Source organism: Methylocystis sp. SC2 (assembly GCF_000304315.1).
In the GTDB taxonomy this organism is placed as follows: Bacteria; Pseudomonadota; Alphaproteobacteria; order Rhizobiales; family Beijerinckiaceae; genus Methylocystis.
The window spans coordinates 3,460,020-3,484,067 of record NC_018485.1; the positions used below are offsets into that span (position 1 = coordinate 3,460,020).

The 24,048-nt window shown below is 63.8% G+C and carries 24 protein-coding genes and 1 pseudogene; 16 read left to right on the forward strand and 9 right to left on the reverse strand.

The features are described from left to right. Nucleotides 1–327: 327 nt before the first annotated feature. From BN69_RS16740 to BN69_RS16755, 4 genes are all read right to left on the reverse strand, one after another. On the reverse strand, nt 328–2,535 hold the full coding sequence (locus BN69_RS16740; RefSeq protein ID WP_014892833.1) for a 3-hydroxyacyl-CoA dehydrogenase NAD-binding domain-containing protein: 2,208 nt from the start codon (nt 2,533–2,535) through the stop codon (nt 328–330). Between the two features lies 1 nt (nt 2,536). Beyond that, complete coding sequence (locus tag BN69_RS16745) at nt 2,537–3,430, reverse strand: hypothetical protein (RefSeq protein WP_041927023.1); 894 nt, start codon at nt 3,428–3,430, stop codon at nt 2,537–2,539. 15 nt (nt 3,431–3,445) lie between these two features. Next, on the reverse strand, nt 3,446–4,654 hold the full coding sequence (locus BN69_RS16750; RefSeq protein WP_014892835.1) for an acetyl-CoA C-acetyltransferase: 1,209 nt from the start codon (nt 4,652–4,654) through the stop codon (nt 3,446–3,448). A gap of 68 nt (nt 4,655–4,722) precedes the next feature. Then, complete coding sequence (locus BN69_RS16755) at nt 4,723–6,516, reverse strand: acyl-CoA dehydrogenase C-terminal domain-containing protein (RefSeq protein WP_014892836.1); 1,794 nt, start codon at nt 6,514–6,516, stop codon at nt 4,723–4,725. Between the two features lie 287 nt (nt 6,517–6,803). Here BN69_RS16755 and BN69_RS16760 point away from each other — a divergent pair, with 287 nt between their 5' ends. From BN69_RS16760 to BN69_RS16770, 3 genes are all read left to right on the forward strand, one after another. Beyond that, a complete protein-coding gene (locus BN69_RS16760) occupies nt 6,804–10,409 on the forward strand; it encodes an SEL1-like repeat protein (protein ID WP_051013345.1) in 3,606 nt (1,201 codons plus the stop codon). A gap of 115 nt (nt 10,410–10,524) precedes the next feature. After that, nucleotides 10,525–10,821 (forward strand): hypothetical protein, encoded by a 297-nt coding sequence (locus BN69_RS16765; RefSeq protein ID WP_244434984.1) that lies wholly within the window; start codon nt 10,525–10,527, stop codon nt 10,819–10,821. A 62-nt stretch (nt 10,822–10,883) separates the two neighbouring features. Continuing rightward, entirely contained in the window at nt 10,884–12,059 is a 1,176-nt protein-coding gene (locus tag BN69_RS16770; protein ID WP_041927508.1) for a lytic murein transglycosylase, read from the forward strand. Here the strand turns inward: BN69_RS16770 and BN69_RS16775 are convergent. Next, nucleotides 12,027–13,190: an AI-2E family transporter gene (locus tag BN69_RS16775; protein ID WP_014892840.1), complete on the reverse strand. Its 1,164-nt coding sequence runs from the start codon at nt 13,188–13,190 to the stop codon at nt 12,027–12,029. The two genes, BN69_RS16770 and BN69_RS16775, sit on opposite strands and share 33 nt — an antisense overlap. Nucleotides 13,191–13,287: 97 nt before the next feature. Beyond that, nucleotides 13,288–13,488: a hypothetical protein gene (locus BN69_RS16780; protein WP_014892841.1), complete on the reverse strand. Its 201-nt coding sequence runs from the start codon at nt 13,486–13,488 to the stop codon at nt 13,288–13,290. 163 nt (nt 13,489–13,651) lie between these two features. Here BN69_RS16780 and BN69_RS16785 point away from each other — a divergent pair, with 163 nt between their 5' ends. From BN69_RS16785 to lptA, 3 genes are all read left to right on the forward strand, one after another. Continuing rightward, nucleotides 13,652–14,266 carry a ribonuclease D gene (locus tag BN69_RS16785; RefSeq protein WP_014892842.1) on the forward strand — a complete coding sequence of 205 codons (615 nt, stop codon included), beginning with the start codon at nt 13,652–13,654 and terminating at the stop codon, nt 14,264–14,266. Nucleotides 14,267–14,331: 65 nt separating this feature from the next. Next, nucleotides 14,332–15,036: an LPS export ABC transporter periplasmic protein LptC gene (gene lptC, locus BN69_RS16790; RefSeq protein WP_014892843.1), complete on the forward strand. Its 705-nt coding sequence runs from the start codon at nt 14,332–14,334 to the stop codon at nt 15,034–15,036. Further along, the gene (gene lptA / locus BN69_RS16795) at nt 15,037–15,567 is read left to right on the forward strand and encodes a lipopolysaccharide transport periplasmic protein LptA (RefSeq protein WP_014892844.1); all 531 of its coding nucleotides are present in this window, start codon (nt 15,037–15,039) and stop codon (nt 15,565–15,567) included. Nucleotides 15,568–15,578: 11 nt separating this feature from the next. Here lptA and BN69_RS16800 read toward each other — a convergent pair whose 3' ends face one another. Beyond that, nucleotides 15,579–16,076, reverse strand: a complete 498-nt coding sequence (locus tag BN69_RS16800; RefSeq protein ID WP_014892845.1) for a lytic transglycosylase domain-containing protein — start codon at nt 16,074–16,076, stop codon at nt 15,579–15,581. Between the two features lie 170 nt (nt 16,077–16,246). Here BN69_RS16800 and BN69_RS16805 point away from each other — a divergent pair, with 170 nt between their 5' ends. The 8 genes and pseudogenes from BN69_RS16805 to BN69_RS16835 all read left to right on the forward strand — a co-directional run bounded on the left by BN69_RS16805 (nt 16,247) and on the right by BN69_RS16835 (nt 19,087). Then, nucleotides 16,247–16,576 (forward strand): DUF3175 domain-containing protein, encoded by a 330-nt coding sequence (locus tag BN69_RS16805; protein ID WP_014892846.1) that lies wholly within the window; start codon nt 16,247–16,249, stop codon nt 16,574–16,576. Nucleotides 16,577–16,720: 144 nt separating this feature from the next. After that, nucleotides 16,721–16,975: a type II toxin-antitoxin system Phd/YefM family antitoxin gene (locus BN69_RS16810; protein ID WP_244434985.1), complete on the forward strand. Its 255-nt coding sequence runs from the start codon at nt 16,721–16,723 to the stop codon at nt 16,973–16,975. After that, on the forward strand, nt 16,972–17,397 hold the full coding sequence (locus BN69_RS16815) for a type II toxin-antitoxin system VapC family toxin (RefSeq protein WP_014892848.1): 426 nt from the start codon (nt 16,972–16,974) through the stop codon (nt 17,395–17,397). Before BN69_RS16810 ends, BN69_RS16815 begins: the two co-directional genes overlap by 4 nt. Nucleotides 17,398–17,437: 40 nt before the next feature. Next, a pseudogene (locus BN69_RS19675) lies at nt 17,438–17,575 on the forward strand (DUF3175 domain-containing protein); the annotation flags it as partial. Nucleotides 17,576–17,646: 71 nt separating this feature from the next. Further along, a complete protein-coding gene (locus BN69_RS16820; RefSeq protein WP_014892850.1) occupies nt 17,647–17,919 on the forward strand; it encodes an AbrB/MazE/SpoVT family DNA-binding domain-containing protein in 273 nt (90 codons plus the stop codon). After that, nucleotides 17,916–18,314 (forward strand): type II toxin-antitoxin system VapC family toxin, encoded by a 399-nt coding sequence (locus tag BN69_RS16825; protein ID WP_014892851.1) that lies wholly within the window; start codon nt 17,916–17,918, stop codon nt 18,312–18,314. Before BN69_RS16820 ends, BN69_RS16825 begins: the two co-directional genes overlap by 4 nt. A gap of 57 nt (nt 18,315–18,371) precedes the next feature. Then, a complete protein-coding gene (locus tag BN69_RS19900) occupies nt 18,372–18,587 on the forward strand; it encodes a type II toxin-antitoxin system Phd/YefM family antitoxin (protein ID WP_014892852.1) in 216 nt (71 codons plus the stop codon). Next, nucleotides 18,584–19,087 carry a hypothetical protein gene (locus BN69_RS16835; protein ID WP_014892853.1) on the forward strand — a complete coding sequence of 168 codons (504 nt, stop codon included), beginning with the start codon at nt 18,584–18,586 and terminating at the stop codon, nt 19,085–19,087. The genes BN69_RS19900 and BN69_RS16835 overlap by 4 nt, the downstream gene beginning before the upstream one ends. Nucleotides 19,088–19,119: 32 nt before the next feature. Here BN69_RS16835 and ettA read toward each other — a convergent pair whose 3' ends face one another. Both ettA and BN69_RS16845 read right to left on the reverse strand, forming a co-directional pair. Then, nucleotides 19,120–20,772 carry an energy-dependent translational throttle protein EttA gene (ettA, locus tag BN69_RS16840; RefSeq protein ID WP_014892854.1) on the reverse strand — a complete coding sequence of 551 codons (1,653 nt, stop codon included), beginning with the start codon at nt 20,770–20,772 and terminating at the stop codon, nt 19,120–19,122. 134 nt (nt 20,773–20,906) lie between these two features. Continuing rightward, complete coding sequence (locus BN69_RS16845) at nt 20,907–21,590, reverse strand: hypothetical protein (protein WP_014892855.1); 684 nt, start codon at nt 21,588–21,590, stop codon at nt 20,907–20,909. 140 nt (nt 21,591–21,730) lie between these two features. On the opposite strand from BN69_RS16845, the gene purD reads away from it, so the two are divergent. Further along, complete coding sequence (gene purD / locus BN69_RS16850) at nt 21,731–23,023, forward strand: phosphoribosylamine--glycine ligase (protein WP_014892856.1); 1,293 nt, start codon at nt 21,731–21,733, stop codon at nt 23,021–23,023. 117 nt (nt 23,024–23,140) lie between these two features. Continuing rightward, on the forward strand, nt 23,141–23,947 hold the full coding sequence (locus tag BN69_RS16855) for a class I SAM-dependent methyltransferase (protein ID WP_014892857.1): 807 nt from the start codon (nt 23,141–23,143) through the stop codon (nt 23,945–23,947). The last annotated feature ends 101 nt before the right edge of the window (nt 23,948–24,048 follow it).

A 24,048-nucleotide genomic window follows, 5' to 3' on the forward strand; every position in this document is an offset into this window, starting at 1 on the left:
CAGGTCCGGGCGCGGGCGCGCGGGTCAAACCTACACGCCCAGCCTGTCTTTTACCCGCCGGCATGACGGATGTCATGTCCCCTAAAGGTGAAGCGCCCTCGCAGCCTGCGATCAGAGGCGGCTCCTCGTCCTTCGAGACGCGGCTTCGATCTCGGGCGCGCCCGAGATCGACATCTTATGCGCAAGTCGGGAAAACCCGACTTGCGGGCCGCTCTCGGGATGAGGGGGCTCAGCTCCGCATTTTTGCATGCTCGATGAAGCAGCCTCATGCTGAGGAGGTCGCGAAGCGACCGCCTCGACGTACGAGGGCTGTGATGCCGCATGAAATTACGCCGCCATTTTCTGTGACATGAAGCGTCCGTAGAAGGTTTCGCCCTTCGCCGCCATGTCGCGCAGCAGTTGCGGCGGCTCGAAGCGCGTTCCGTATGTCGCGGCGAGCCTGTCGCACAGCGCGACGAAATTTTTCGCGCCCATGCCGTCGATGTAGGAGATGACGCCGCCGGTGAAGGGCGCGAAGCCGAAGCCCAAAATGGAGCCGACGTCCGCCTCGCGCGGATCGGCGACCACGCCCTCGGCCATGGCGCGCGCCGCTTCGACCGCCTGGGTGACGAGAAAGCGCTGCTTCATTTCACCGACGTCGAGCGTATCGGGATCCAGCCCTTTTTGCGCCAGGGCCGAGAGGCCCGGCCACAGGCTCTTCGTTCCATTGGCGTGGTAGTCGTAGAAGCCTTTGCCGTTCTTGCGGCCGAAACGCCCGTTTTCCTCGACCATGAAACGCAGCACGCGCTCCTGCGAAGGATCGACGGCGCCTTCGCCGAGATCCTTCTTCGTCGCCTGCAGTATTTTCCACCCGAGATCGAGCGCGACTTCGTCGTTGAGCGACAGCGGCCCGACCGGCATGCCGGCCATGCGGGCGACATTTTCGATCATCGCCGGCGGCACGCCGTCGACCAGCATGATCTGCCCTTCGCGAACATAGTTGAGCACGCAGCGATTGGCGAAGAAGCCGCGCGAGTCGTTAACCACGATCGGCGTCTTCTTGATGATGCGAACGAAGTCGAGCGCCGTCGCCAGCGCGCGGTCGCCGGTTTTCTCGCCCATGATCACTTCGACGAGCAGCATTTTTTCCACTGGCGAGAAGAAGTGGATGCCGATGAAATTCTCGGGCTTTTGGGTGGTTTCTGCGAGCGAGGTGATCGGCAGCGTCGAGGTGTTCGAGGCGAAGATCACGTCGGCGCCCACAACCTCCTGCGCGCGCTTTGTGACGTCCGCCTTGACGGCGCGATCTTCGAACACCGCTTCGAGCACGAGATCGCAGCCTTTGAGCGCGGCGTAATCAGCGGTGGCGACGACGCGCGCCATCAGCGCGTCCTTGTCGGCGGCGGTCGCGCGGCCTTTGCTGACGGAGCTCGAGATGAGCTTGTCGATCGTCGCGAGGCCCTTGTCGGCGCTCTCCTGATCGCGGTCGACAAGAACCACGTCGAGGCCGTTCAGCGCGCTGATATAACCGACGCCCGCGCCCATGAAGCCCGCGCCGATAATGCCGATCTTCTTGAGATTGGTCGGGCCGACGTCTTTAGGCCGGTGCGCGCCCTTGTCCAATTCATTCTTCGAGAGAAACAGCGAGCGGATCATCGCCGCCGCTTCCTTCGAGCGCAGAATATGCGCGAACCAGCGCGACTCGACGGTGAGCGCCTGGTCCATCGGCAATTGCAATCCTTCGTAGACTGCATGCAGAATGGCCTTGGCGGCGGGATAATTGTCGTAGGTCTCGCGGCGATAGATGGCGTTGGCGGCGGGCCAGACCATCATGCCGGCGGGCGAGAACACCCTGCCGGACGGATTCTTGAAGTCCTTTGCGTCCCATGGCGCCTGCGCCTTGCCGCCATTGGCGATGAAGGCCCGGGCGCGATCGACGATCTCGGCTTTCGGCGCAATTTCGTGCACGAGTTTGGCGCCGAGCGCCGCTTTCGGCTTGATCTGATCGCCCCGGAACAGGAACTGCAGCGCGTCGCCGGTCTGCATGATGCGCGCGACGCGCTGCGTGCCGCCGGCGCCAGGGAAGAGTCCGACCTTGATTTCCGGCAGGCCGACCTTGGTTTTCTCGTCGTCGGCCATCACGCGATAGTGGCAGGCGAGCGCAAGTTCGAAAGCGCCGCCGAGACAGACGCCGTGAATGGCGATCGCAAAAGGTTTGCCGCAGGTCTCGAGCCTGCGATAGAGCAGCGACAATCGGCGCGAGAATTCGAAAAACTGCTTGTTCGCCGCGTCTTCGCCTTGCTCCTTCAGCGCCTTGGCGTATTGCGCGGCGCCATGCTGCAGCATGGAAAGATCGGCGCCGCCGGAAAAGGCGCTCTTGCCCGAGGCGACGACGCAGCCTTTGACGTCGGGCGCCGCGACCACCGTGTCGATGATCGTCTCCAGCTCGTCCATCACCTCCGGCGTGATGACGTTCATCGAGCGCTCGGGCATGTCCCAGGTCGCAAGCGCGACGCCGTCGGCGCCGGTCTCGAAGCGGAAATTGACGAGATTCATTTCACGATTCCTTGCTCGATTCGTCTTCGTCGTCTTCAAACCCAAATTCTGTTTCACGCAGTTCGGCGCGAACGACTTTGTCCCACAATGCTTGGTCGGATTCAGCAGAAATTGCGTCATTTAAATCGTTCAAGGGAGTCTTTGAGTTCCAAAGGTCATGAACAGGCATTTTGGAGCATCCGTCGGGCTTCACGCTGATTATTGTGGAGCCATCCACGATGTGGAGTACGTCGAACCATTGGTCCTGGCGCCAAAAATTCTCGACCTCAGGAATCATCACAGATAGCGCGTCTTCAAAATGGATGTTTGGTAGAGGAGCGTTTACGTACACGAGGAGCCAAACTTTCTGACATCTGCTGAAATAAGCAGATACCCTTTTTGTTTTCCTTTGTGCCGCCTCTATGACGTAGTTTGCCCATTCGTGTTCTGGTTCGTTCCCGCTCCAGCCCTCCGAAGTGAGGCGCCGTTTGTTCGCCTCCGCCTCCATCGCATCAATTCGGTCTTCTTGGTGGCGTGCGCGTTTCCATGCCCCAGGCCGAAAAGAGGCTGGTTCGATGAGTGCGAAGGATTTTTCCGGAAAAGCTCGCTCTCTTTTGGCAGCAAAAGTTAGATATTCGGAGTAAGCGTCCGATGTCGCTTCAGTAACTTCGACCCCGATGGGCACACTGCCCAAATTGAGAATGAAATCTGGGTCGGGCGGGGCGGTCTGCTCCGCGGATAGAGGATAAATTAGCTCGTCAGCCTGCGCCAGGGACGAGAGGAGTCGACAAATCGTCGATCTCTCTTTGTGCTCTTTGGTTCTACCGTCAGCGCGCCCGGGAACCCGAACCTCAATCCCTCCTAGCGAGGAAAAGAGTTCATCCCGATTTTTCGCGGCATCAATAAGCATGGTCACGCTGACGACCCGCCTTCACACCCGCTCCACGATCGTCGCCGTGCCCATGCCGGCGCCGATGCAGAGCGTGACGAGCGCGGTGGATTTTCCGGTGCGCTCCAATTCGTCGATGGCGATTCCCATCAGCATCGCGCCGGTCGCGCCGAGCGGATGGCCCATGGCGATGGCGCCGCCATTGACGTTGACCTTCGCCGGATCGAGGTCGAAGGCCTGCAAATAGCGCAGCACCACGGCGGCGAAGGCCTCGTTGACTTCGAAGAGATCGATGTCGTTCACCGTCATGCCGGCGCGATGCAGCACTTTTTTGGTCACGTCGACAGGTCCCGTCAGCATCAGCGCCGGGTCCGAGCCGATATTGGCGTAGGCGCGAATTTTTGCGCGAGGTTTTAGCCCACGCTTCTCGCCCGCATCCTTCGAGCCGACGAGCACCGCCGCCGCGCCGTCGACGATGCCCGAAGAGTTGCCGGCATGATGCACGTAATTCAATTTCTCGACTTCGGGATGCGCCTGAATCGCCACCGCGTCGAAGCCGCCCTGTTCCGCGTAAAAGGCGAAGGAGGGCTTTAGCGCCGCGAGCGACTGCATGTCGGTTCCCGGCCGCATATGTTCGTCGCGGTCGAGCAGGGTGATGCCGTTGACGTCCTTCACCGGCACGATCGAATGTTTGAAACGGCCTTCCTCCCAGGCCTTCGCCGCGCGCTTTTGCGATTCGACCGCATAGGCGTCGACGTCGTCGCGCGAGAAGCCGTATTTCGTCGCGATGAGATCGGCGGAGACGCCCTGCGGCATGAAATAGGAAGGAATGGCGATCGTCGGATCGACCGGCCAGGCGCCGCCCGACGCGCCGATGCCGACGCGGCTCATGCTCTCGACTCCGCCGCCGATCGCCAGATCATGCTGGCCGGACATGATCTCGCCGGCGGCGAAATTCACCGAGTCCAATCCGGAGGCGCAGAAGCGGTTGATCTGCACGCCGGGAACTTTGTACGAATAGCCGGATGAGATCGCCGCGGCGCGGGCGATGTCGCCGCCCGCTTCCCCGACCGGATCGACGCAGCCGAGGATCACGTCGTCGATTTCGGGACCTTCGAGCTTGTTGCGCTCTTTGATCGCCTGCAGCGCCGTGACGGCGAGGCCGAGCGAAGAGACCTCATGCAGCGCGCCGTCCGGCTTGCCGCGGCCGCGCGGCGTGCGAACGGCGTCATAGATAAAAGCGTCGGGCATGAAGAGTTCCTCTTCTTGAATCTTTCCGGCGTTTCCCTCTCCCGCGAGCGGGAGAAGGAGGGCGCCCCTTAAAACATCTCCTCGGGCAGCGACATCATCGTGTCTGCGCCGGTTGAAATGCGCGCCAGGCGCATGCCCGTTTCCGGCAGCATGCGCTCCATGTAGAATCGCGCGGTGAGAAGCTTCGCGTCCATGCGCGCCGCTTCATGAGGTTCGCGCGCCTTCTTCTCCATCGCCGCCTGCGCGATCTTCACCCACATCACGCCGAGCGCGACGCGGCCGAAGAGATGCATATAGTCGTATGAAGCGGCGCCGGCGTTGTCGGGCTTCGCCATGGCGTTCTGCATCAGCCACATCGTCGCCTTTTGCAGATCGTCGAGCGCCGACTTCACCGGCGCGACGAAAGCTTTGATTGCGTCGTCGTCGGCGAGCGGCGCCAGGAACTCCGCCGTGTCCTTGAAATAGGCCATGATCGCGCGGCCGCCGTCGCGCGGCAGCTTGCGGCCGACGAGGTCGAGCGCCTGAATGCCATTGGCGCCTTCGTAAATCATGCTGATGCGCGCATCGCGAACGAACTGCTCCATGCCCCATTCGCGAATATAGCCGTGTCCGCCGAGCACCTGCTGGGCCTTGACGGTGTTTTCGAAGCCGATGTCGGAGAGCACGCCCTTGAGCACGGGCGTCAGCAGACCGAGACGGTCCTCCGCCGCCTGGCGCGAGGCGGCGTCGTCGGACCGATGCGCGATGTCGCTGTCGAGCGCGGCCGACAGCGCGAAGCCGCGCGCCGCCTCGTTGAAGGCCTTCATCTCGAGCAGCATCCGCCGCACGTCCGGATGCACAATGATCTGGTCGGCCGGTTTTCCGGGGTTTTTCGGACCGGAGAGCGCGCGGCCCTGCAGACGCTCCTTGGCGTATTGCGCCGCGTTCTGGTAGGCGACCTCGGACTGGGCGAGGCCTTGCATGGCCACGCCGAGCCGCGCCTCGTTCATCATCACGAACATCGCGTTCAGTCCGCGATTGGCTTCGCCGACGAGAAAGCCCTGCGCGCCGTCGTAATTCATGACGCAGGTGGCGTTGCCGTGGATGCCCATCTTTTCCTCGATGGAGCCGCAGCTGACGCCGTTGCGCGCTCCAAGCGCGCCATCGCCGTCGACCAGGAATTTCGGCACGACGAAGAGCGAAATTCCTTTCACGCCGGCGGGCGCGCCTTCGATGCGCGCGAGCACGAGATGCACGATGTTTTCGGTCAGATCATGTTCGCCGGCGGAAATGAAAATCTTCTGCCCGGTGATCGAATAGGAGCCGTCGCCCCGCGGCGTCGCCTTGGTCGTCAGCAGGCCGAGATCGGTGCCGCATTGCGGCTCGGTCAGATTCATCGTGCCCGACCAGCGGCCTTCCGCCATCTTCGGCACATAAAGCTTCTTCTGCGCGTCATCGCCATGGCGCAGCAGAGCGGCGAGCGCGCCTTGGGTCAGACCAGGATACATGGCGAAGGACATGTTGGCCGAGGAGGCGAATTCATTCATCGCCATGGCGAGCGTATAGGGCAGGCCTTGTCCGCCATATTCCTCGGGCACGGCGAGGCTGATCCAGCCGCCTTGAGCGAAAGCGTCATGCGCCTCCTTGAAGCCCGGCGGGGTGGAGACGGAGGCGTCGTCGTGGCGCTTGCAGCCCTTTTCGTCGCCAATCTGGTTGAGCGGCGCGAGCGACTCCTCGCAGATCTTTCCCGCCTCCAGGAGGATTTGCGACATGACGTCCGGCGTGACGTCCGCGAAGCCTGGCAGATTGCCGAAACGCTGAAAATTCAAGACATCATTTAGCAGGAAGAGGGTGTCGTCTACAGGCGCCTTGTAGCTCGGCATCAACGCCTCCTTGCAAGCCGGCGCTTGGGGCCGAACCGTCGCGCCGCGATTCTCTCGGGCTGCGTCATAGGTAGAGAGGCGCCGGCGCGGGCGCAAGCGAGCCGCGGTGCGACAATCGTGAACGCAACGGCGCTTTAAAGCGGCTTCTTAACGGCTTCTTTACTTCGATCGACGGAAAGTCACGGCGGTCGGCGGCCCGCGCCGACAGTAGCGCGCGATTCGGGCGTTCGCGTCGGTTCCACCGCGTTTTGTTCCAATTCCACGGGTCGATCCCGCCGGACAGCCACATGACCAAGGCGCAATTTCCTGATCAGGGGCGTCCGAATTCCGAGTCGCCCGCACATGAGCGCGAGGCTGGACATCGGGAGGAAAATCTTCCTAACACGGAAGAGCCACGCGACGAGAACCGTGGCGTCGACCAAGACTCCATCTGGCGGTCGATCGCCGCGCTCTCCAAAAGCCGAATCGAGAGCCAGCTCGGCGCGCAGCCGTCCGCGAATGCGCGGCCGATCCGCAACGCGCTGGCGGAGCTCGAAGCGCGGCTCGCGCGGCTGTCGGGCGAACATCGCGGCGCGGACGTCGAGAAGACGTTGCGCGGCCTTGATCAGCATCTCGCCGAAATTGCAGGACGGCTGGACGACAATGCGACGCGCGGGCGCGCAGCGAAGCCGGGCTTGACGCCGGGCGCCTCCGCCGGATCGCGCTTTGAGGCGCTGCAGCGCTCGATCGATTCCGTCTCGCAGGGTTTGGACAGCTTTCGCGAGGACGCCGCCGAGCGGGGCGACCAGCAGCTCGTGATGATGCGACAAATCGAAAACGTCCGTCGCGAACTCCAGGATGTGGCGCAAGCGATCGGCGAACTCGCGCCGCGCGCATCGGTCGCCGCCATCGAAACGGCGATGGGCGATCTCCGCCAGGGCATCGAGTCGCAACGCGGCCGCGGGGTTCCAGACGAGACGCTCGCGCCCGCCGAAAGAATGATCGGCGAATTGCGCGCGGTGATCGAAGATCTCGATCCGACTCCCATCGTGCGTAACTTGCGCGCCGACGTCGAAACGATCGGCATCAGGCTGGAGAAGCTGCAGAACGGAGACATTGCGAACGCGTCGGCCGTGCGCGACCTCGCGCGCGAAACTCACGAGATCAAGGAACAGCTGGCGGCGCTTATGGCGCGCCCGCTGCCGCTTGAGCGGATCGAAACACGCATCATCGACGTCACCCAACGCGTCGACGCGCTGGCGCTTTCACGTGGCGCGTCCGGCGCGGATCTCGGCGAAGTGGTCAAGGCGATCCGCTCCATCGTCGCCGCCGAAACAGGGAAGGGACTGGAGACCTTCAACACACGGCTCGAACGGCTCGCGCGCAAGCTCGACGTCGTCGCCGAACATTCGGCGGCGGCGCGGTTCGACGAAATCGGCGAGCGCATCGACGAACTCGGCAAGACGCTGACGCAGCGCATCGATCGCGGCGCCGCGAATATGGCTCCCCTCGAAGCGCTCATCACAACGCTCGCCAAAAAAATTGACGCGGCGTTGGACAACGACAATCACGCCTCGGCGTTCGAGGAGATCGGCCGCAGATTCGATCGGTTCGAGTCCCACGTCGTGGACGGCGCGCCGGCGGAATCGCTCGCGCGCATCGAGGCCATGCTCGCCGAACGAAACGCCGAACGTCAGTTCGCCGATCTCGCGCAGCGCATCGATGCGCTTCGACAGATGATCGCCGCGCGATTGGAAAACCCCTCGGGCGCCGGCGATTCCGAACATTTCGCAGCTCTCGAGAATCTGGTGCGCGGCCTCGACAGAAAAATGGACGCCGCCTTCGCCGCCGACGCGCGGGATCTCGATCTGCAGGCTGTCGAGCGTCAGCTCGCGCAGCTCTCGTTCAAGATCGACCGGCTCGACGATCCATTCTCAGCGCCGAGATTTGGCGAACAGAACGCCCGGCTCGACGACATCGTCGAGCGCCTCGACCGTATGCACGCCGCATTCGCGCAGCGGGCCGAAGACGGCGCGCGGGTCGAGAAACGAGAGGACGAGCTGGCGGCTCTCGTCGGGTCGTTCGCCGACCGCATCCAGCAGACGGCCGAGTCCGCATCCGATGGCGGCGCGCTCAAATCGCTTGAAACTCAGATCGGCGCGCTGGCGCAGCGGCTCGAACGACTCGACGCAGGGAGCGGCGCGCTCATCGGCTTCGAGTCGAAGATCAACGATCTTTTCGCGCGCCTGGAGGACACGCGGTCCGCAACGACGCAGGCGGCGGAGGCGGCGGTTCGCCGGGCGGCCACCGAGGTTCTTCGAGATGCGGCGGGCGTTCAGCCGGCGGCCGTGCGCGTCGCCGTGCAGCGCGAATTGAACGACTTGCTCAGGATGCAAGACGCGAGCGGTCAGCGCACGAATGAGACGCTGACGGCGGTCCATCAAACGCTCGAGCGCGTCGTCAAACGTCTCGGCGCGTTTGACGACGAGTTGACCGAGAGCCGCAGTTCGACCGATGCGGAAGTCGGGCGCGAACCTTGCGGCGACGATGCGCGCGAGCGCGTCGGCGCGCCCGCCGCCGCCAACGCCCCAGAGGCTGAAAGCGAAGCCCTGGCGCCGATCGATCCGATGGAGTTCCTGCTGCCGGTCGGCGATGGCGTTGGCGAACGGCGCGAGCCTTTCATTGCGCCGTCAGGACCGGAGGCGGATCGGGCCGCACATCGCAGCTCGATTCAGTCGGACTTCATCGCCGCCGCGCGCCGCGCCGCGCAAACGCCTGCGGCTGACGCCCCTTCGGACGAAGCGGCGCGCCAGGCGGAACAGGCTCAGGAAAAGCCGCAGGGCGCCGCCGTCGTCAAACTCAGCGCTCTCATTCAGGACCGCAGGCGTCCGCTGCTGTTAGGCCTCGCCGCGGTCATGCTGCTGATCGGCGCCTATCAGATCGCGCGCATGGAGGGGCAGGGCGGCTTGACGTTCGGGCCGTCGCCGAGACAGCAGGAGGCGAAAGCGCCAGCCAAGGCGGTTCGGCCGGCGTTGTCGCCGGAAAAGCGGCTGGCCTCTAACGGCGCCTCGTCGCCGGCTGTCGCCCAACGCCCGACCAAAGATCTTCCCCCCGACACGGGGCCGGCGGCGTCCGTCTCGCGACCCGTCGCCGCCCAGCGGAACATCGATCCGACGCCCACTGGAACAATCGAGGCGCCGCCGCTCTCGTCCGGCGACGCCCTGGCGACGATCGAGCGCCTCGCCGTCGAAGGCGATCCAGCCGCCCAGTATGAAATGGGGGCGCGTCTTGTCGAGGGGCGCGGCGCCGCGCGCGACGCCAAGGCGGCCGCGCATTGGTTTGAAAAGGCGGCTGAAATGGGCCTGGCGCTCGCCCAATACAGGCTGGGTGCGATGTATGAGAGGGGCGTCGGCGTCGCGCGCGACTACGCCCGCGCCAGGCAGTGGTACGAGCGCGCCGCAGAGTCCGGCAACGCCCGCGCCATGCATAATGTCGCCGTGCTGCTCGCCGAGGGCGGCGACGGCAAGCCGGATTACGCCGCCGCTGCAGAGTGGTTCCGTCGGGCGGCCGAATACGGCATCCGTGACAGCCAGTTCAACCTCGCCATCCTCTACGCTCGCGGCCTCGGGATCAGCCGCGATCTGCAGCAATCCTATGCGTGGTTTTCCGCCGCCGCAGATCAGGGCGATGAGGACGCAGCCAAAAAGCGCGACGAAATCGGCGCCCGGCTGGATTCCAGGGAGCTTGCCGCGGCTAGGGCGCTCGCCGCCGCGTTCCGCGCCAAAACCCCGACATCGGAGGCGAATGACGCGCCGGCGCTCAGGACAGGCGGCGGCGAGGGCGCGCGGGAGCAGACTCCGGTCAAGCCGACGCCGAAGTCGCCTTCCGGCAAGCCGCGGGTCTCGCAGCTCTGAAGCGTCGCCACGCCGGCCATTAACGATTCATCTACGGGATCGCTCCTATTGTCCCGTCGAGCGAGCTTGCCGGCGCAGCGCGTGCGGAGATGTGGCTCGCCCGTCTTGGGAGAGTATGATGCGCAAAACTATCGCCACGCTTTCGGCGGCTTTGGCTTTCGGCGCCGCGGCCATGACGCCGGTTGCGCCAGCGCGCGCCGATTCAGCCGGCCCGGCCATTGCGGCGGGCATTGGCGGGTTTGCGCTTGGCGCCATCACCGGCGGGGCGCTCGCCAATTCCGCGCCGCCCGTCGTCTATGCGCCCGCGCCGGTCTATGTCGCGCCGCCGCCGGTGTGCTGGGTCGAGCGCCGTCCCGTCTTCGACGAATATGGCGAGGTGATCGGCTCGCGCCCACGCCGCGTCTGCGAGTGACGCGAACTTTTCAAGCCAAGCGGCTCATGAAAAAGCCGCGTCCTTGCGATAGAATTCGCAGCATGAAGGCAAATCATCTTCTGCCGGCGCTCGCCGTCCTTTTACTTGCGGTCGCGCCGGCCCGCGCCGAATGGTCGAGCTGTCTCTCCGGTCTGCGCGCCGCTGCGGCGGGCGCCGGCGTCGGCCAGCAGACGATCGCGTCGGCGACGAATGGTCTCGCCCCCAACGACGCCGTCAGCTTCATGGACAAGCAGCCGGAGTTTACGACGCCCGTCTGGGACTATGTCGCCGGGCTCGTCGACGAGGAGCGCGTCGAAGAAGGACGCGCTATGCTGCATCAGCATGCCCGCGCGCTGCACGCGGCGGAAAGCCGCTACGGCGTCGACGCCCCGACAATCGTCGCCGTGTGGGGCGTCGAATCCGACTTCGGCAAGAGTTTCGGCAAGCGCCCCGTGGTGCAGAGCCTCGCGACGCTCGCCTGCGAAGCGCCGCGTCGCAACGACTATTGGCGCAAGGAATTCATCGCCGCGCTCAAAGTCCTCGACCATGGCGATATCGCGCCGGAGGAGTTCTACGGCTCCTGGGCGGGCGCCTTCGGCCACACGCAATTCATGCCCTCGACCTTTCTCGGCATGGCGGTCGATCTCGACGGCGACGGGCGGCGCAATATCGCCAGCTCGGCGGCCGACTCGCTCGGCTCGACGGCGAATTATCTGCGCAAGAGCGGCTGGCGCGCCGGCATGCCCTGGGGCTTCGAAGTGCGTCTGCCGGAAGGCTATTCCGGACCTTCCGGACGCAAGACCCGCCAATCCATGGGCTTCTGGCAGTCGCGCGGCGTGACGCGCCTCGACGGCGGCGGCCTTGGCGAGGGGGCTGCGGCGCTGCTGCTGCCGGCGGGGCGCAACGGTCCCGCATTCCTGGTGACGAAAAATTTCGACGCGGTCTACGCCTATAACGCCTCCGAATCCTACGCGCTGGCGATCTGCGTCCTGTCCGACAGGCTGCGCGGACGGCCGGGCATTCAGACGCCATGGCCGACCGACGATCCGGGCCTCTCGCGCGCCGAGCGCCGCGAATTGCAGGCGCTTCTGACCCGCAGCGGCTATGACGTCGGCGAGTCGGACGGGGTGATCGGCACGAAGACGAAAGAGGCGATCGCCGATTTTCAGTCGCGCGCCGGCCTGCAGCGCGATGGCCGCGCCGGCCTAAAGGTTCTTAACGCCTTGCGCGGACGATAGCGCCGGCGGCGTCTCCACGGCGAAGTCGGGCTCGGCGGCCGTTTCGCTGACCAATTTGAGGTCGTCGGCGATCCAGGCTTTCGTCAGCTCCCAGACGACGGCGAGCACCACCGGTCCGGCGAACAGGCCGGCGATGCCATGCGCGAGAACGCCGCCGATCACGCCCACGAAAATCACCGGTATCGGCGTCGACAGCCCATGCGCGAAAATGAAAGGCTTCAGCACGTTGTCGACGTAATTGACGCTGAGCATGCAGACCGTCAGCGCCAGCGCCGGCCCCGTCGCCAAGGTCGTCCACGCCCAGAAGATGACGGGCGCCACGACGATCAACGGCCCGATCTGGATAATGCCGAGGACGAGAATGGCGATGGTCAGCAGGCTCGCGCCCGGCACGTCGGCGAGATACATGCCGGCGCCGCCGACGACCGCCTGCAAGAGCGACAGGCCCATGACGCCGCGCGACACGGCGTTGATCGTCGCGCCGGCGAGGTCGACGAATTTCTCGCCGCTCGACGGATCGATGCGCCGCGACAGCGCCCTCGCGCCGGCGAGCATTTGCGGCGCGGCGGCGAGAATGAAGCCCATCAGCAGGACGGAGACGAGAAATTTCAGCGTGCCCGCGCCGGCGCTCTTCGCCATATCGAGCAAGAATTCCCCGGCGGGCTTCAGCTGCGGCAAAACTTGGGTGAAGGCGCTGCGCAGATTGGTCGAGGCCAGCAGCCAGAAGGAATAGAGCTGCTCGCCGACGAACGGCCAGTCCTTGATCGAGGCGGGCGGCGGCGGCACCGCGATATCGCCGGTTTCAATGCCCGCCATCACCGCCTTGATGGGGTCGATGGCGCCGACCGCCATCCAGGTGACGGGCCCGATGATCAGCACCAGGCCGGCGATCGTCATCAAAATGGCGGCTGTTATTGGCCGGCCGCCCAATATTTCGGCCACCACGCGAAAGATCGGATAGAGCGCCACGGCGAGCACGACGCTCCACAGAATAATCGCCGCGAAAGGCAGGACGATGATGAAGGTCCAGTAGATCAGCGCGCCGATCGCGAACAGGCGGATCGCCAGTTCGATGACCAGCGCGTTGAAGCGGCGGTCGGAGCCGTTAAGGCCGTTGGTCGGTTCATTCACCGGCGTTCTCTCGCCATCCCGCGACTTTTGCATCGCAATAGAGTGAAGATTTGGCGGGCGTCTGACAAGAGGAGCAGTTTACCCTGCGGCGTCACCTCTAATAGTCGCCGCTTCCAACCAAAGGATGGATGCCGCCGGCGCCGCCGCGCTCGGCGTTCTGCCGACTGCGCTTGCCGGTTTTTGTCGCCGGGTCCGATTTTGAGGCCGAAACGGATTTGCCGGCGGATTTCGGGGACGCCGCGGCGGCGGGCGGCGCAGCGATCGCGCAAGCGAGAATTAAAGCAAGAATGTAACGCATGGGGTTACTCCCTGGGCCAGGAGATCCATCGACCAGGGCCCAGCCATTAGGTAGCACAATTCGTCGCGCAGGCGAGCGCGTGGGGCGCGAACCCGCAACGCTTCGACAAGCCTTGCGCATTCTGCGATAGACTGTCCGCTCCACATCGAAAGATTCGAGCCGCATGACCATCCGCCTCCACCAGGGCGATCTCCCCGAGGGGATCGGCGCTGGCGCCATTATCGCGATCGACACCGAGACTCTGGGCCTCAATCCGCATCGTGACCGTCTCTGCCTGGCGCAGCTCTCCTTCGGCGACGGGGACGCCGAGCTTGTCCAATTCGCGCGCGGTCAGACGCGCGCGCCCAATCTCGAGCGCCTGCTGGCCGATCCGACCATTCTGAAGCTCTTCCACTTCGCCCGTTTCGACATCGGCGTGTTGGCCAAGACCTTCGGCTTCGTTCCTGCGCCGGTCTATTGCACCAAGATCGCCTCCAAGCTCGCCCGAACCTATACGGACCGGCATGGCCTCAAGGATCTCGTGCGCGAGCTTCTGGGCGTCGAGATTTCGAAGCAGCAGCAGTCGTCGGACTGGGGCGCGCCGGTTCTTTCCGACGCGCAGCAGGCCTATGCGGCGTCGGACGTCCTCTATCTGCACCAGCTCAAGGACAAGCTCGACGCGATGCTCGCCCGCGAGGGCCGCGCCGAACTGGCGCAGGCCTGTTTCGACTTTTTGCCCGCCCGCGCTCGGCTCGACCTCGCCGGCTGGCCGGAAACGGATATTTTCGCCCATGAGTAAGGCTTTGGCGGTCGAGGCTTTGGCTCTGCCTCGAATTCGCCACCTGCCTGCCTCATGATCACGGCATGACCGACGTCTTGCCGGCGCCCAGCGCCCGCGATCGCCTGAGCGGCCTTGCCGTTCCGCGCCAGAGCGCCTTTCCGGAGGCGCTGCGCCATACGACGCGCGTGGCGCGCCTGCGCCGCTGGATCCTTTGGGGGGCGGGCGGCGTCGTGGGGATCGTCGGCCTCGGCCTGCTGATCAGCTCGCTGCGCTTTCTGCCCGCCGATCTGAGCCTGGCGCGCGTCGCGCTCAAGGGCTCCCGCATCGTCATCGAGAGCCCCAAGCTCGTCGGCTATCGCAAGGACGGGCGTCCCTATGAAGTGCGCGCGCGTGTCGGCATGCAAGATCTGGCGAAGCCGGATGTCTTCGAACTCGATCAGCTCGAGGTTCGGGTCGAGAACACCAAAGACACTTCCATAGTCCTGTCGGCGGCGAAGGGCGTTTACAACAGGAAAGCCGATCGGGCCGATATGAGCGGCGGCGTCGACATCCACGAAGACAAAAATTTCGACATGCGGCTCGAGTCGGCGGTCATGGATTTCAAGGATAGCGTGATGACGTCCGACAAGCCCGTGCTGTTGAAGATCGACGGCGGCGAGGTCACCGCGCGCTCTGTCGAATTTTCCCAAAAGGACCGTCACGCGTCCTTCGCGGGCGGCGTCCATTCGGTGCTATACGGGGAGGGCGATGCGCACCCGCAAACTTCGGGCGCCGCGACCAAGGACTAAATGCGCCGCCACCCTTTCGTTCTTCTCCTTGTTGCGCTCGTCGCCGCGACGCCGGCAGGCGCCGCGGGCCGCTCGGGCGGCATTCTGCCTGGCGCCTCCGCCAAGGATCCGCTCAACATCGACGCGGGCAAGCTCGATTATTTCGAGAAGGAGCAGAAGCTCATCTACTCCGGCAGCGTCATCGTCACGAACGGGCCCTCGACGCTCAAGGCCTCGCGCCTCATCATTTTTCTCGAAGGAAAGGGCGGCGGACAGGCCGACGCGACGACCAACGACCGCGTCAAACATATCGACGCCGAAGGGCCGGTGACGCTCGTTTCAAAGGACCAGATCGGGACGGGCGATCGGGGCAGCTACGACAAGGCCGAAAACAAGGTTTATCTCGTCGGCAACGTCACGCTCACCCAGGCCGAGAATATCGTGAAAGGCGACAAGCTCGTCTATGACGTGGCGACCGGCATGGCGACCGTGCAAGGCGGCGCGGCGCAAGGGGGGCGGGTGCGCAGCACCTTCACGCCGAAAAACCAATAATGCTTCGGGATTCACTGCGAGGCTGACGTCACCAGTTCGTCCAGCATCCGCTTGCGCTTGGCTTCATAGTAGTAGCCGCCGGCGTAAAGCTTGATCGCCCGGCCTTCGTCGCCGCCGCTGACCTTATAGGCGTTGGCGAGATAGGGCACCGCGAACGCAAGATTGGTGTCGACGTCGAGAAGGCCGCTGGGCGGGCCGTCGTAGCCCATGTGCCGCGCCGTGTCGTGGCGGATCTGCATCAACCCCCAATAGGGCCCGTGGCGGGCCGCGGGATTGTAATTGCTCTCGCGGCGGATCGAGCGATGGATGAGCGATTCCGGAATGTCGTAGATGCGGGCGTAATGGGAGATTCGCGCATGCAGCGCGTCCTGACCGGTGAGCTCGGTCGGCTTCGCGGCCTCGTCATAGGCGGCGGGAGCCGAGGCGACGGGCGACTCCTGCGGGGCGCAGCCCGCGAGCGGCAAAGCGCCGACGGCGACGAAAGCGGCGGCCCGGCGGAATAGTCCCATCTAAATATCCCTCATTGGCCGCCCAGGGCCCAGCAGGGAAATCCGCCACGCGCAAATGGCGAAATCGTGGCGGTCACGCTTCGAGGATGTTGATTTCTGTGGGCGGCCGACTACCTGCCCAGGGATTCTGACAAGCGCTCCTGACAAGCGCTCCTGAGACGAGGCGGACGATGGCGCAAAGGCAGCCGAAAAGCCGCGCGCCGGCAAAAAGTGCAAAGACGGCGGCCAACTACTGGTCAGGCGAGGTCACGCGCCACAGCAACGCGCTCGATCTCGAAGCGGGTGTGTTCACGTGGGACGACCCCGCGAAGATCGCCCGCTCGCTCAAGCGCTCGGCGGAGATGAGCGAGCGGCGCAAAGCCGACCCGTTCCGTTCGGCCATGTCGATGCTGACCTTCTACATCAACAGGGCCGGCAAGGATTTGCCGCAGGCGCGCCGACAGGCGCTGGAGCAGGCGAAGGACGAGCTGCGGAAGGCGTTTGGGCGGACGCCCCACTGAGCATGCATGGCGCGCCGCTTTTGGCGCGGGATTTGGGATGGCGTCGAAATGACTTTCCGGCGGACGAACGGCTGGCGCCGCAACGCATTGCGTCGCCGGAAATTATGACCTACTTCTCGAAAAATGACCATTTTCGAGGCGGCCATGTCGTCCTACCCCATCGCCAAGGCGAAAGAACAATTGTCGCGGCTGATCGACGAGGCGCTGGCGGGGGAGACGGTGACGATCACCCGTCACGGCAAACCCGTCGTCGAACTGCGTCCGAGCACACCCGACAAAGCGCGCAAACGAATGACGAAAGCCGACCTCGAATGGCTGCGCAAACGACGTGACGCGCTGCCGCCGCTGGGCGAGGACGCCGTCGCTCTCATCCGCAGGATGCGCGACGAAGAAGAATGAGCGTTTATCTTGACGCGAGCGCGATCGTTCCACTGATTCTGCGCGACGCGCATACGCTGAACATGGAGCAATGGCTCGCCAATGCGCGCGAGGAGCTCGTCGTCAGCGACTTCGCCGCACTTGAAGTTGCGGCAGTAATTTCCCGGCAGTTTCGTTCGGCGCGCATGTCCGAACAGCAGGCGTCGCTCGCGCTGGCGTTGCTCGACGATTGGTTAGCTCGAGCATCTACAAGCATTGAAACGGGCGCATCCGACCTCGCGCTCGCGGATCGGTTCGTTCGCGATTTCGCGACCAAACTCGCTGCGCCCGACGCGTTGCATCTCGCGCTCGCCTCGAACCGGGGCTATCGACTGGCGACGTTCGATACGCGGCTGGCGGCTGCGGCGGCGATGAGAGGGGTAAGGGCGATTGCGCTGGAGTGAGTTGGCGCGCCGCTATCCACCGCAAGGGAAGAATTGTCCCGACCCGTTCCGTTCGGACATGTCGATGCTAACCTTATACATCAACAGGGCCGGCAAGGATTTGCCGCAGGCGCGCCGACAGGCGCTGGAGCAGGCGAAGCACGAGCTGCGGAAGGCGTTTAGGCGGACGCCCCATTGAGCGCGCCCGCAGGTTGACGCCTCGATCGAGCGGGTATTACTCTTCTTGGGCGAGTATTACCCTTTGGCGTCATGAGCACAAAAGTCACCATAAAGGGCCAGGTCACCTTGCCAAAGGCCGTACGCGAAGCCGCCGGCATCCGGCCCGGCGACCGCGTCAGCGTGCGCGCAAGGCCGGAGGGCGGCGTGCTGGTGGAGCGAAGCGACACAGGTGAGGCGGACCCCGCGGCGCTGAAGGCGGCGAGGAGCAAGATTGAGCGGGCGCTCGCCGCGCTGGATCGCAAGGGCGTGAAATTTCGAACGACGACTGACGAGTGGATGCGCCTCCTGCGGGGCGACGATTGACACTTGTCGACACCAATATCTTCATCGACCTGCTGACGCACAATCCCGATTGGTTTGATGCGTCGCAGCAGGCGCTCGAACGAAGAATGTCGCTTGGACCGATCTTGATCGTCGACGCCGTCTTTGCGGAACTGGCGACCGGCTTTACGGCCGAAGCCGATTGTTCCGATTTTTTAGGCGCGCTTGGGGTTGAACATTCCACAATGTCGCGTCAAGCCCTCTGGCGCGCCGGGCGGGCGTTTCGCGACTATCGGATGCGCGGCGGCGCCAAGACGAATGTGCTTGCGGATTTCTTTATCGGCGCCCAAGCTGAAACTATACGCGTTCCGCTTCTGACGCGCGATGCGGTGAGATATCGGACATATTTTCCGGAGGTCGAACTGGTGGCGCCGTAGCGTTGTTTCGCCAGAAATTATTTCCTTTTTTGAAGAACGACCATTTTCGAGGCGGCCATGTCGTCCTACCCAATCGCCAAGGCGAAGGAACAATTGTCCCGGCTGATCGACAAGGCCCTGGCGAGCGAGACGGTGAAAATCATCCGCCACAGCAAACCCGTGGTCGAACCACGTCCGAGCCAATCCGTACGCAGGATGCACGACAGGAGCCGTGAGATATTATGCGCGCTAATCACAGGCCAGGAGCTGCGCCGGTTCTCGCGATTCTGTTGATCGCGACGAGCGTTGTCGATGCGATCGCCGAAGGCGCGAATGCGCATCAACTTCAATGTGCGACCGCAGCGGTGATCCATGCGTTGCATGATGCGCCTGCGCGGAAGGACGGCTTGAACCGCTTTATCATCGTGTCGCTGGGGCAGGGCCAGCGATATGTGCAATGCCGGTTTGTTGAACGCGACGCGGGCGCACTGTGCGAAGCATCGAGCGGCGCCTATGGTCCGACTGGCGTCAACCGAATGGTCCTGACCGCCAAGCAGCGTCGCGTCTTGTCGAAACTGGGCTTCGTCAGAAAGGCCGGCAGCAAAAATTATGTGCGCGAATTTTCCATGTCGAGCCGCGCCGATATTGAAGGGCTTGGCTTCTTCATGGTCCAAACTTTGATGGGCGTATACGGCTTGGGACAAGCAGAGAAGTTCATCATTCAGTCGTCGCTGGACAGCCGTGCCGCCATTTCGCGCACATGTCCGGGGGCGCTGCAATTTTTTGCAGACTGACGGCGGGCCGAGATAGACGTCATTTCAGCCGCTCACCGCGCGAACTTCTTATATTTCAGCCGGTGGGGAATGACGCTGTCGATTCCGAGGCGCCGCTTCTTGTCTTCCTCGTAATCGGCGAAATTGCCTTCGAACCATTCGACATGGCTGTCGCCTTCATAGGCGAGAATATGCGTCGCGATGCGGTCGAGGAAGAAGCGGTCATGCGAGATGATGACGGCGCAGCCGGCGAAATCGACGAGCGCCTCTTCGAGCGCGCGCAGCGTGTCGACGTCGAGATCATTGGTCGGCTCGTCGAGCAGCAGCACATTGGCCCCGCTCTTGAGCATCTTGGCGAGGTGCACGCGGTTGCGTTCGCCGCCTGAGAGCTGGCCGACCTTCTTTTGCTGATCGGCGCCCTTGAAATTGAAGGCCGAGCAATAGGCGCGGCTGTTGATCTCGCGCTTGCCCAGATAGATCACCTCATTGCCGTCCGAGATTTCCTCCCAGACGGTCTTATTGGCGTGCAGCGCGTCACGCGACTGGTCGACATAGCCGAGCTGCACGCTGTCGCCGATCTCGATCGTCCCGTTGTCGGGCTTCTCCTGTCCGGTGATCATGCGAAACAGCGTCGTCTTGCCGGCGCCGTTCGGCCCGATCACGCCGACGATGCCGCCGGGCGGCAATTTGAAGGAGAGATCGTCGATCAGGAGCGTGTCGCCATAGCCTTTCGACAGATGTTCGAACTCGATGACATTGTCGCCGAGCCGCTCGGCCACCGGAATGATGATCTGCGCGGTGGTCGGCGCCTTGTCGTTCTGCTTGGCGACGAGCTCCTCATAGCGCTGAATGCGGGCCTTGCTTTTCGCCTGCCGCGCCTTCGGCGAAGCGGCGATCCACTCGCTCTCGGCTTCGAGCGCGCGCTGGCGCGCCTTGTCCTCGGACGATTCCTGAGCCAGTCGCTTCTGCTTCTGCTTCAGCCAGCTGGTGTAATTGCCCTCGTAGGGGATGCCGCGGCCGCGATCGAGCTCCAATATCCAGCCGGTGACATTGTCCAAGAAATAGCGGTCGTGGGTGACGATCAGGATTGCGCCGGGATATTGGCGCAGATGTCCTTCGAGCCAGTTGACGGTTTCAGCGTCGAGATGGTTCGTCGGTTCGTCGAGGAGCAGCATTTCCGGCTGTTCGAGCAGCAATTTGCATAGCGCGACGCGACGCCGCTCGCCGCCCGAAAGCTTGGTGACGTCTGCGTCGTCCGGCGGACAGCCGAGCGCGTCCATCGCCTGGTCGACCTGGCTGTCCAAGTCCCACAGACCTTTGGCCTCGATTTCGTCCTGGAGCTTCGTCATCTCGTCGGCGGTCTCGTCCGAATAATTCATGGCGAGATCGTTGTAACGATCGAGAATGGCCTTCTTGTCGGCCACGCCGAGCATGACATTGCCGCGCACGTCGAGCGTCGGGTCGAGCTGCGGCTCCTGCGGCAGATAGCCGACCCGCGCGCCCTCGGCGACGAAGCCCTCGCCGGAATATTCCTTATCGGCGCCCGCCATGATGCGCAGCAGCGTCGATTTGCCGGAGCCGTTGACGCCGAGGACGCCGATCTTCGCGTCGGGATAAAAGGAGAGATTGATGTTCTCCAAGACCTTCTTGCCGCCCGGATAGGTCTTGCTGAGGCCCTGCATGTGATAGATGAACTGCCGCGCCATATCGCCTCGCAAAGAGAGATTGCGCTGTCTTTAGTGCATTTTCACTCCGGGAGGGAAGCCGTCTGGCACTTCGGCGAGGCAGAAAAATGCCCCCGACGGGCGGTCGGGGGCATTTGTCTCGAAAACGGCTGCGCTCAGGGTCGCATAAAGCTCAGAACCGTGGCGCTAAGGGTGCTGCCCGTGAGCACGATCGTGGAGCCGAGCGCGAGCAGCGCGACCAGGTTCAGGGTCAGATCGGCGGTGTTGCCGGCAAGCGCAAGAATGCCCAGGACGATCGCCGCCAGTCCTGCGAGCGCCTGAATGCCTGCTGAACCCGACGCCATTTCGCTCGCGAGCATCTCGGCGCCGACATGTTGCGATTGTCCGACCGCGGTCTCCATTTGGGCGGAGGCGCGCCGCAGGACGTAGAGGCGCCATACCGCGTTGCTGCTCAGCAACAGAGCGGTGCCATAGCCGATCGCGGCGACCGGAGTCAGGACTGCCGCACTGATTCCAAGGAGCGACAAAACGCCGAGCACGATGCCGGCCGCGCCAACGAGAAAGACGAGCGCGAGGCTATTGCCGCCCATCTGCTCGACGGAAGAGGTTCGAACGCCGCCGGGAAACACGACTTGCGTATATTCCGACAGCATCGCTCCGCCCTGAATTAACAGCGCGACGCCAAACACGATCGTCGCGATCGCGACCATCATGGGGGGCGCAATTCCAACCAAACCGCAAATCACAAGGACGATGGTGGCGACGCCGCCTATGGCGTCAATGAGGCCGCCATAGGCGACCGCATTTTCATGCGATGCGATATCTCGGGTAATGGACATGTGGGACACTCCAGCCGCTAGCCCCCGGTCCGATAGCTAGCGGCGCTTATGCAATGGGCAAGCCTAGCATTTCGGCGGCGGATTGCCTTTTGGCGTCCGCGCGCTCTAGAAGCGGAAACGAAGCAACCGGGCGAGCGTTAATGAATGTTCTTTTGATCGGATCGGGCGGTCGCGAGCATGCGATCTGCAACGCACTAAAGAAAAGCCCGCTGCTGACGCGTCTCTATATCGCGCCAGGCAATCCGGGGACGGGTCGTGTGGGAGATAACGTCGAACTCGACGCCGCCAACCACCCCGCCGTGATCGATTTTTGTCGGGAGGCGGGAATTGCGCTCGTCATTGTCGGGCCGGAGCAGCCGCTGATCGGCGGTCTCGTCGACGAGCTGGAAAAGCAGGGGATCCTCGCCTTCGGGCCGACTCAGGCGGCGGCTCAGCTGGAAGGCTCCAAGGGTTTTACAAAGGATTTGTGTCGCGACTACGGAATCCCAACCGCGCGCTATGCGCGGTTTGCCGCGCTTGAGCCGGCGCTGACCTATCTGCGGGAACATGGCGCGCCGATCGTCGTCAAGGCCGATGGTCTCGCCGCCGGCAAGGGCGTCGTCGTGGCGCAGACGCTGGCGGAAGCGGAGCGCGCCGCGCAGGCGATGTTCGCCGGCGCCTTTGGCCTCTCCGGCGCCGAGGTCGTCATCGAAGAGTATCTCGAAGGCGAAGAGGCGTCGTTCTTTGCAATCTGCGACGGCGTTCGCGCGTTGCCTTTCGCGACGGCGCAGGATCATAAGCGGGTCGGCGAGGGCGACGCCGGGCCGAACACGGGCGGCATGGGCGCCTATTCGCCGGCTTCAGTGATGACGCCAGAAATAGAAGCGCGCGTGATGGCCGAGATCATCGCGCCGACGATGCGCGCCATGCGCGACAAGGGCGCGCCCTTCAAGGGCGTGCTCTACGCCGGACTCATGCTGACGCAGGAGGGGCCAAAGCTCATCGAATATAATTGCCGTTTCGGCGATCCCGAGGCGCAAGTCATTCTGCCCCGTCTCGAGGGCGATCTTCTCGAGCTGATGCTCGACGCCGCGCGGGGCGAATCGCCTCAGCAGCGGCCGCGGTTTTCGCCGCTGGCGGCGCTGACGGTGGTGCTGGCGGCGAGAAACTATCCGGGAACGCCGATGACGGGCTCGGAAATCCGCAATTTGGAGCGCGCCGAAGCCGTCGAGGGCGTCACCGTCACCCACGCCGGCACGCGCGAGGAAGGCGGCCGGCTGCTTGCCGCGGGCGGGCGCGTGCTGAATGTCACCGCGATGGCCGAAAGCGTCGCCGAGGCGAAGGCGCGCGCCTATGCGGCGGTCGATCTCATCGATTGGCCGGGCGGCTTTTGCCGCCGCGACATCGGCTGGCGGGAAGTCGCCCGCGAGGCGAAAAGACGCGGCTCCTCCTGACGGCGGGCGCTCGCTTCTTCAAGAAGCATTCCGAAATTGGCGCCCTTGCCGGATCGCGCGGGGTTGATCACTCTCGCAGGCGTCCTTCTCTCGACGGCAAGTTCGGAGGCGAAGCCGATGGCCAGAATCCCGCCCAATCTGACCGGCGTGCGCGAAACCATGTTGTGGACGCTGCATAATCGGGCGGGCCAAGCCAAGCTTCCCAACGGGATATTGCGCGATCTCAAGGCTGTCGAAATCTATGAGGCGCTTGAGTATGACTATGAGGGCAGCTTTGGAAAAGCCGAGCCTTCCCACGCCTTTCGCGCCGTCTTCTTCGACAACGAGCTTCGCGTCTTTCTCAAGGACCATCCCGACGGCGTCATCGTCAATCTGGGAGAGGGGCTCGAAACACAGCGGTTTCGCGTCGAGGGCGACGAGGCGCTGTGGCTTTGCGTCGATCTGCCCGACGCCATCGCCATACGCGAGCGCTTTATAAAGCCGGACGAGCGCCATCGGCATCTCGCCATGAGCGCGCTCGATCGAGGCTGGTTCGACGCCGTGCCCGAACGCCGCGCGGTTTACATTACCGCGCAGGGACTGCTGATGTATTTCACGCCCGAGGAGGTCAAGCGCCTCATCGGCGACATGGCGGCGCGATTTCCGAAGGCGCGTCTGTGCTTTGATCACATTCCCCAATGGCTGTCGAAGAAGACGCTGAAAGGCTGGAGGAAAGGACGCAATTACGTCACGCCTGAAATGCCTTGGGGAATCAATCACTGCGACATCGAGCCGACCTTGCGCGGATGGGCCGCGGTCGAACGCGCCGAGACCTTTCCGTATAGGTTCGAGTGGGGATGGCAGGGGCGGGTCTTCAACGGCCTGATGAGCGTCGCATGGCTCCGCAATCGCAGTCCCGGCATGACATGCGTGCGTTTTGCGTGAGGCTTCGTCATTCCCGGCAGGCCGGAGGCCTGACCGGGAATCCAGAGCAAATCCAATGACTCAAATTGTGACTCTGGATTCCCGATCGCGCGCGTTGCGCG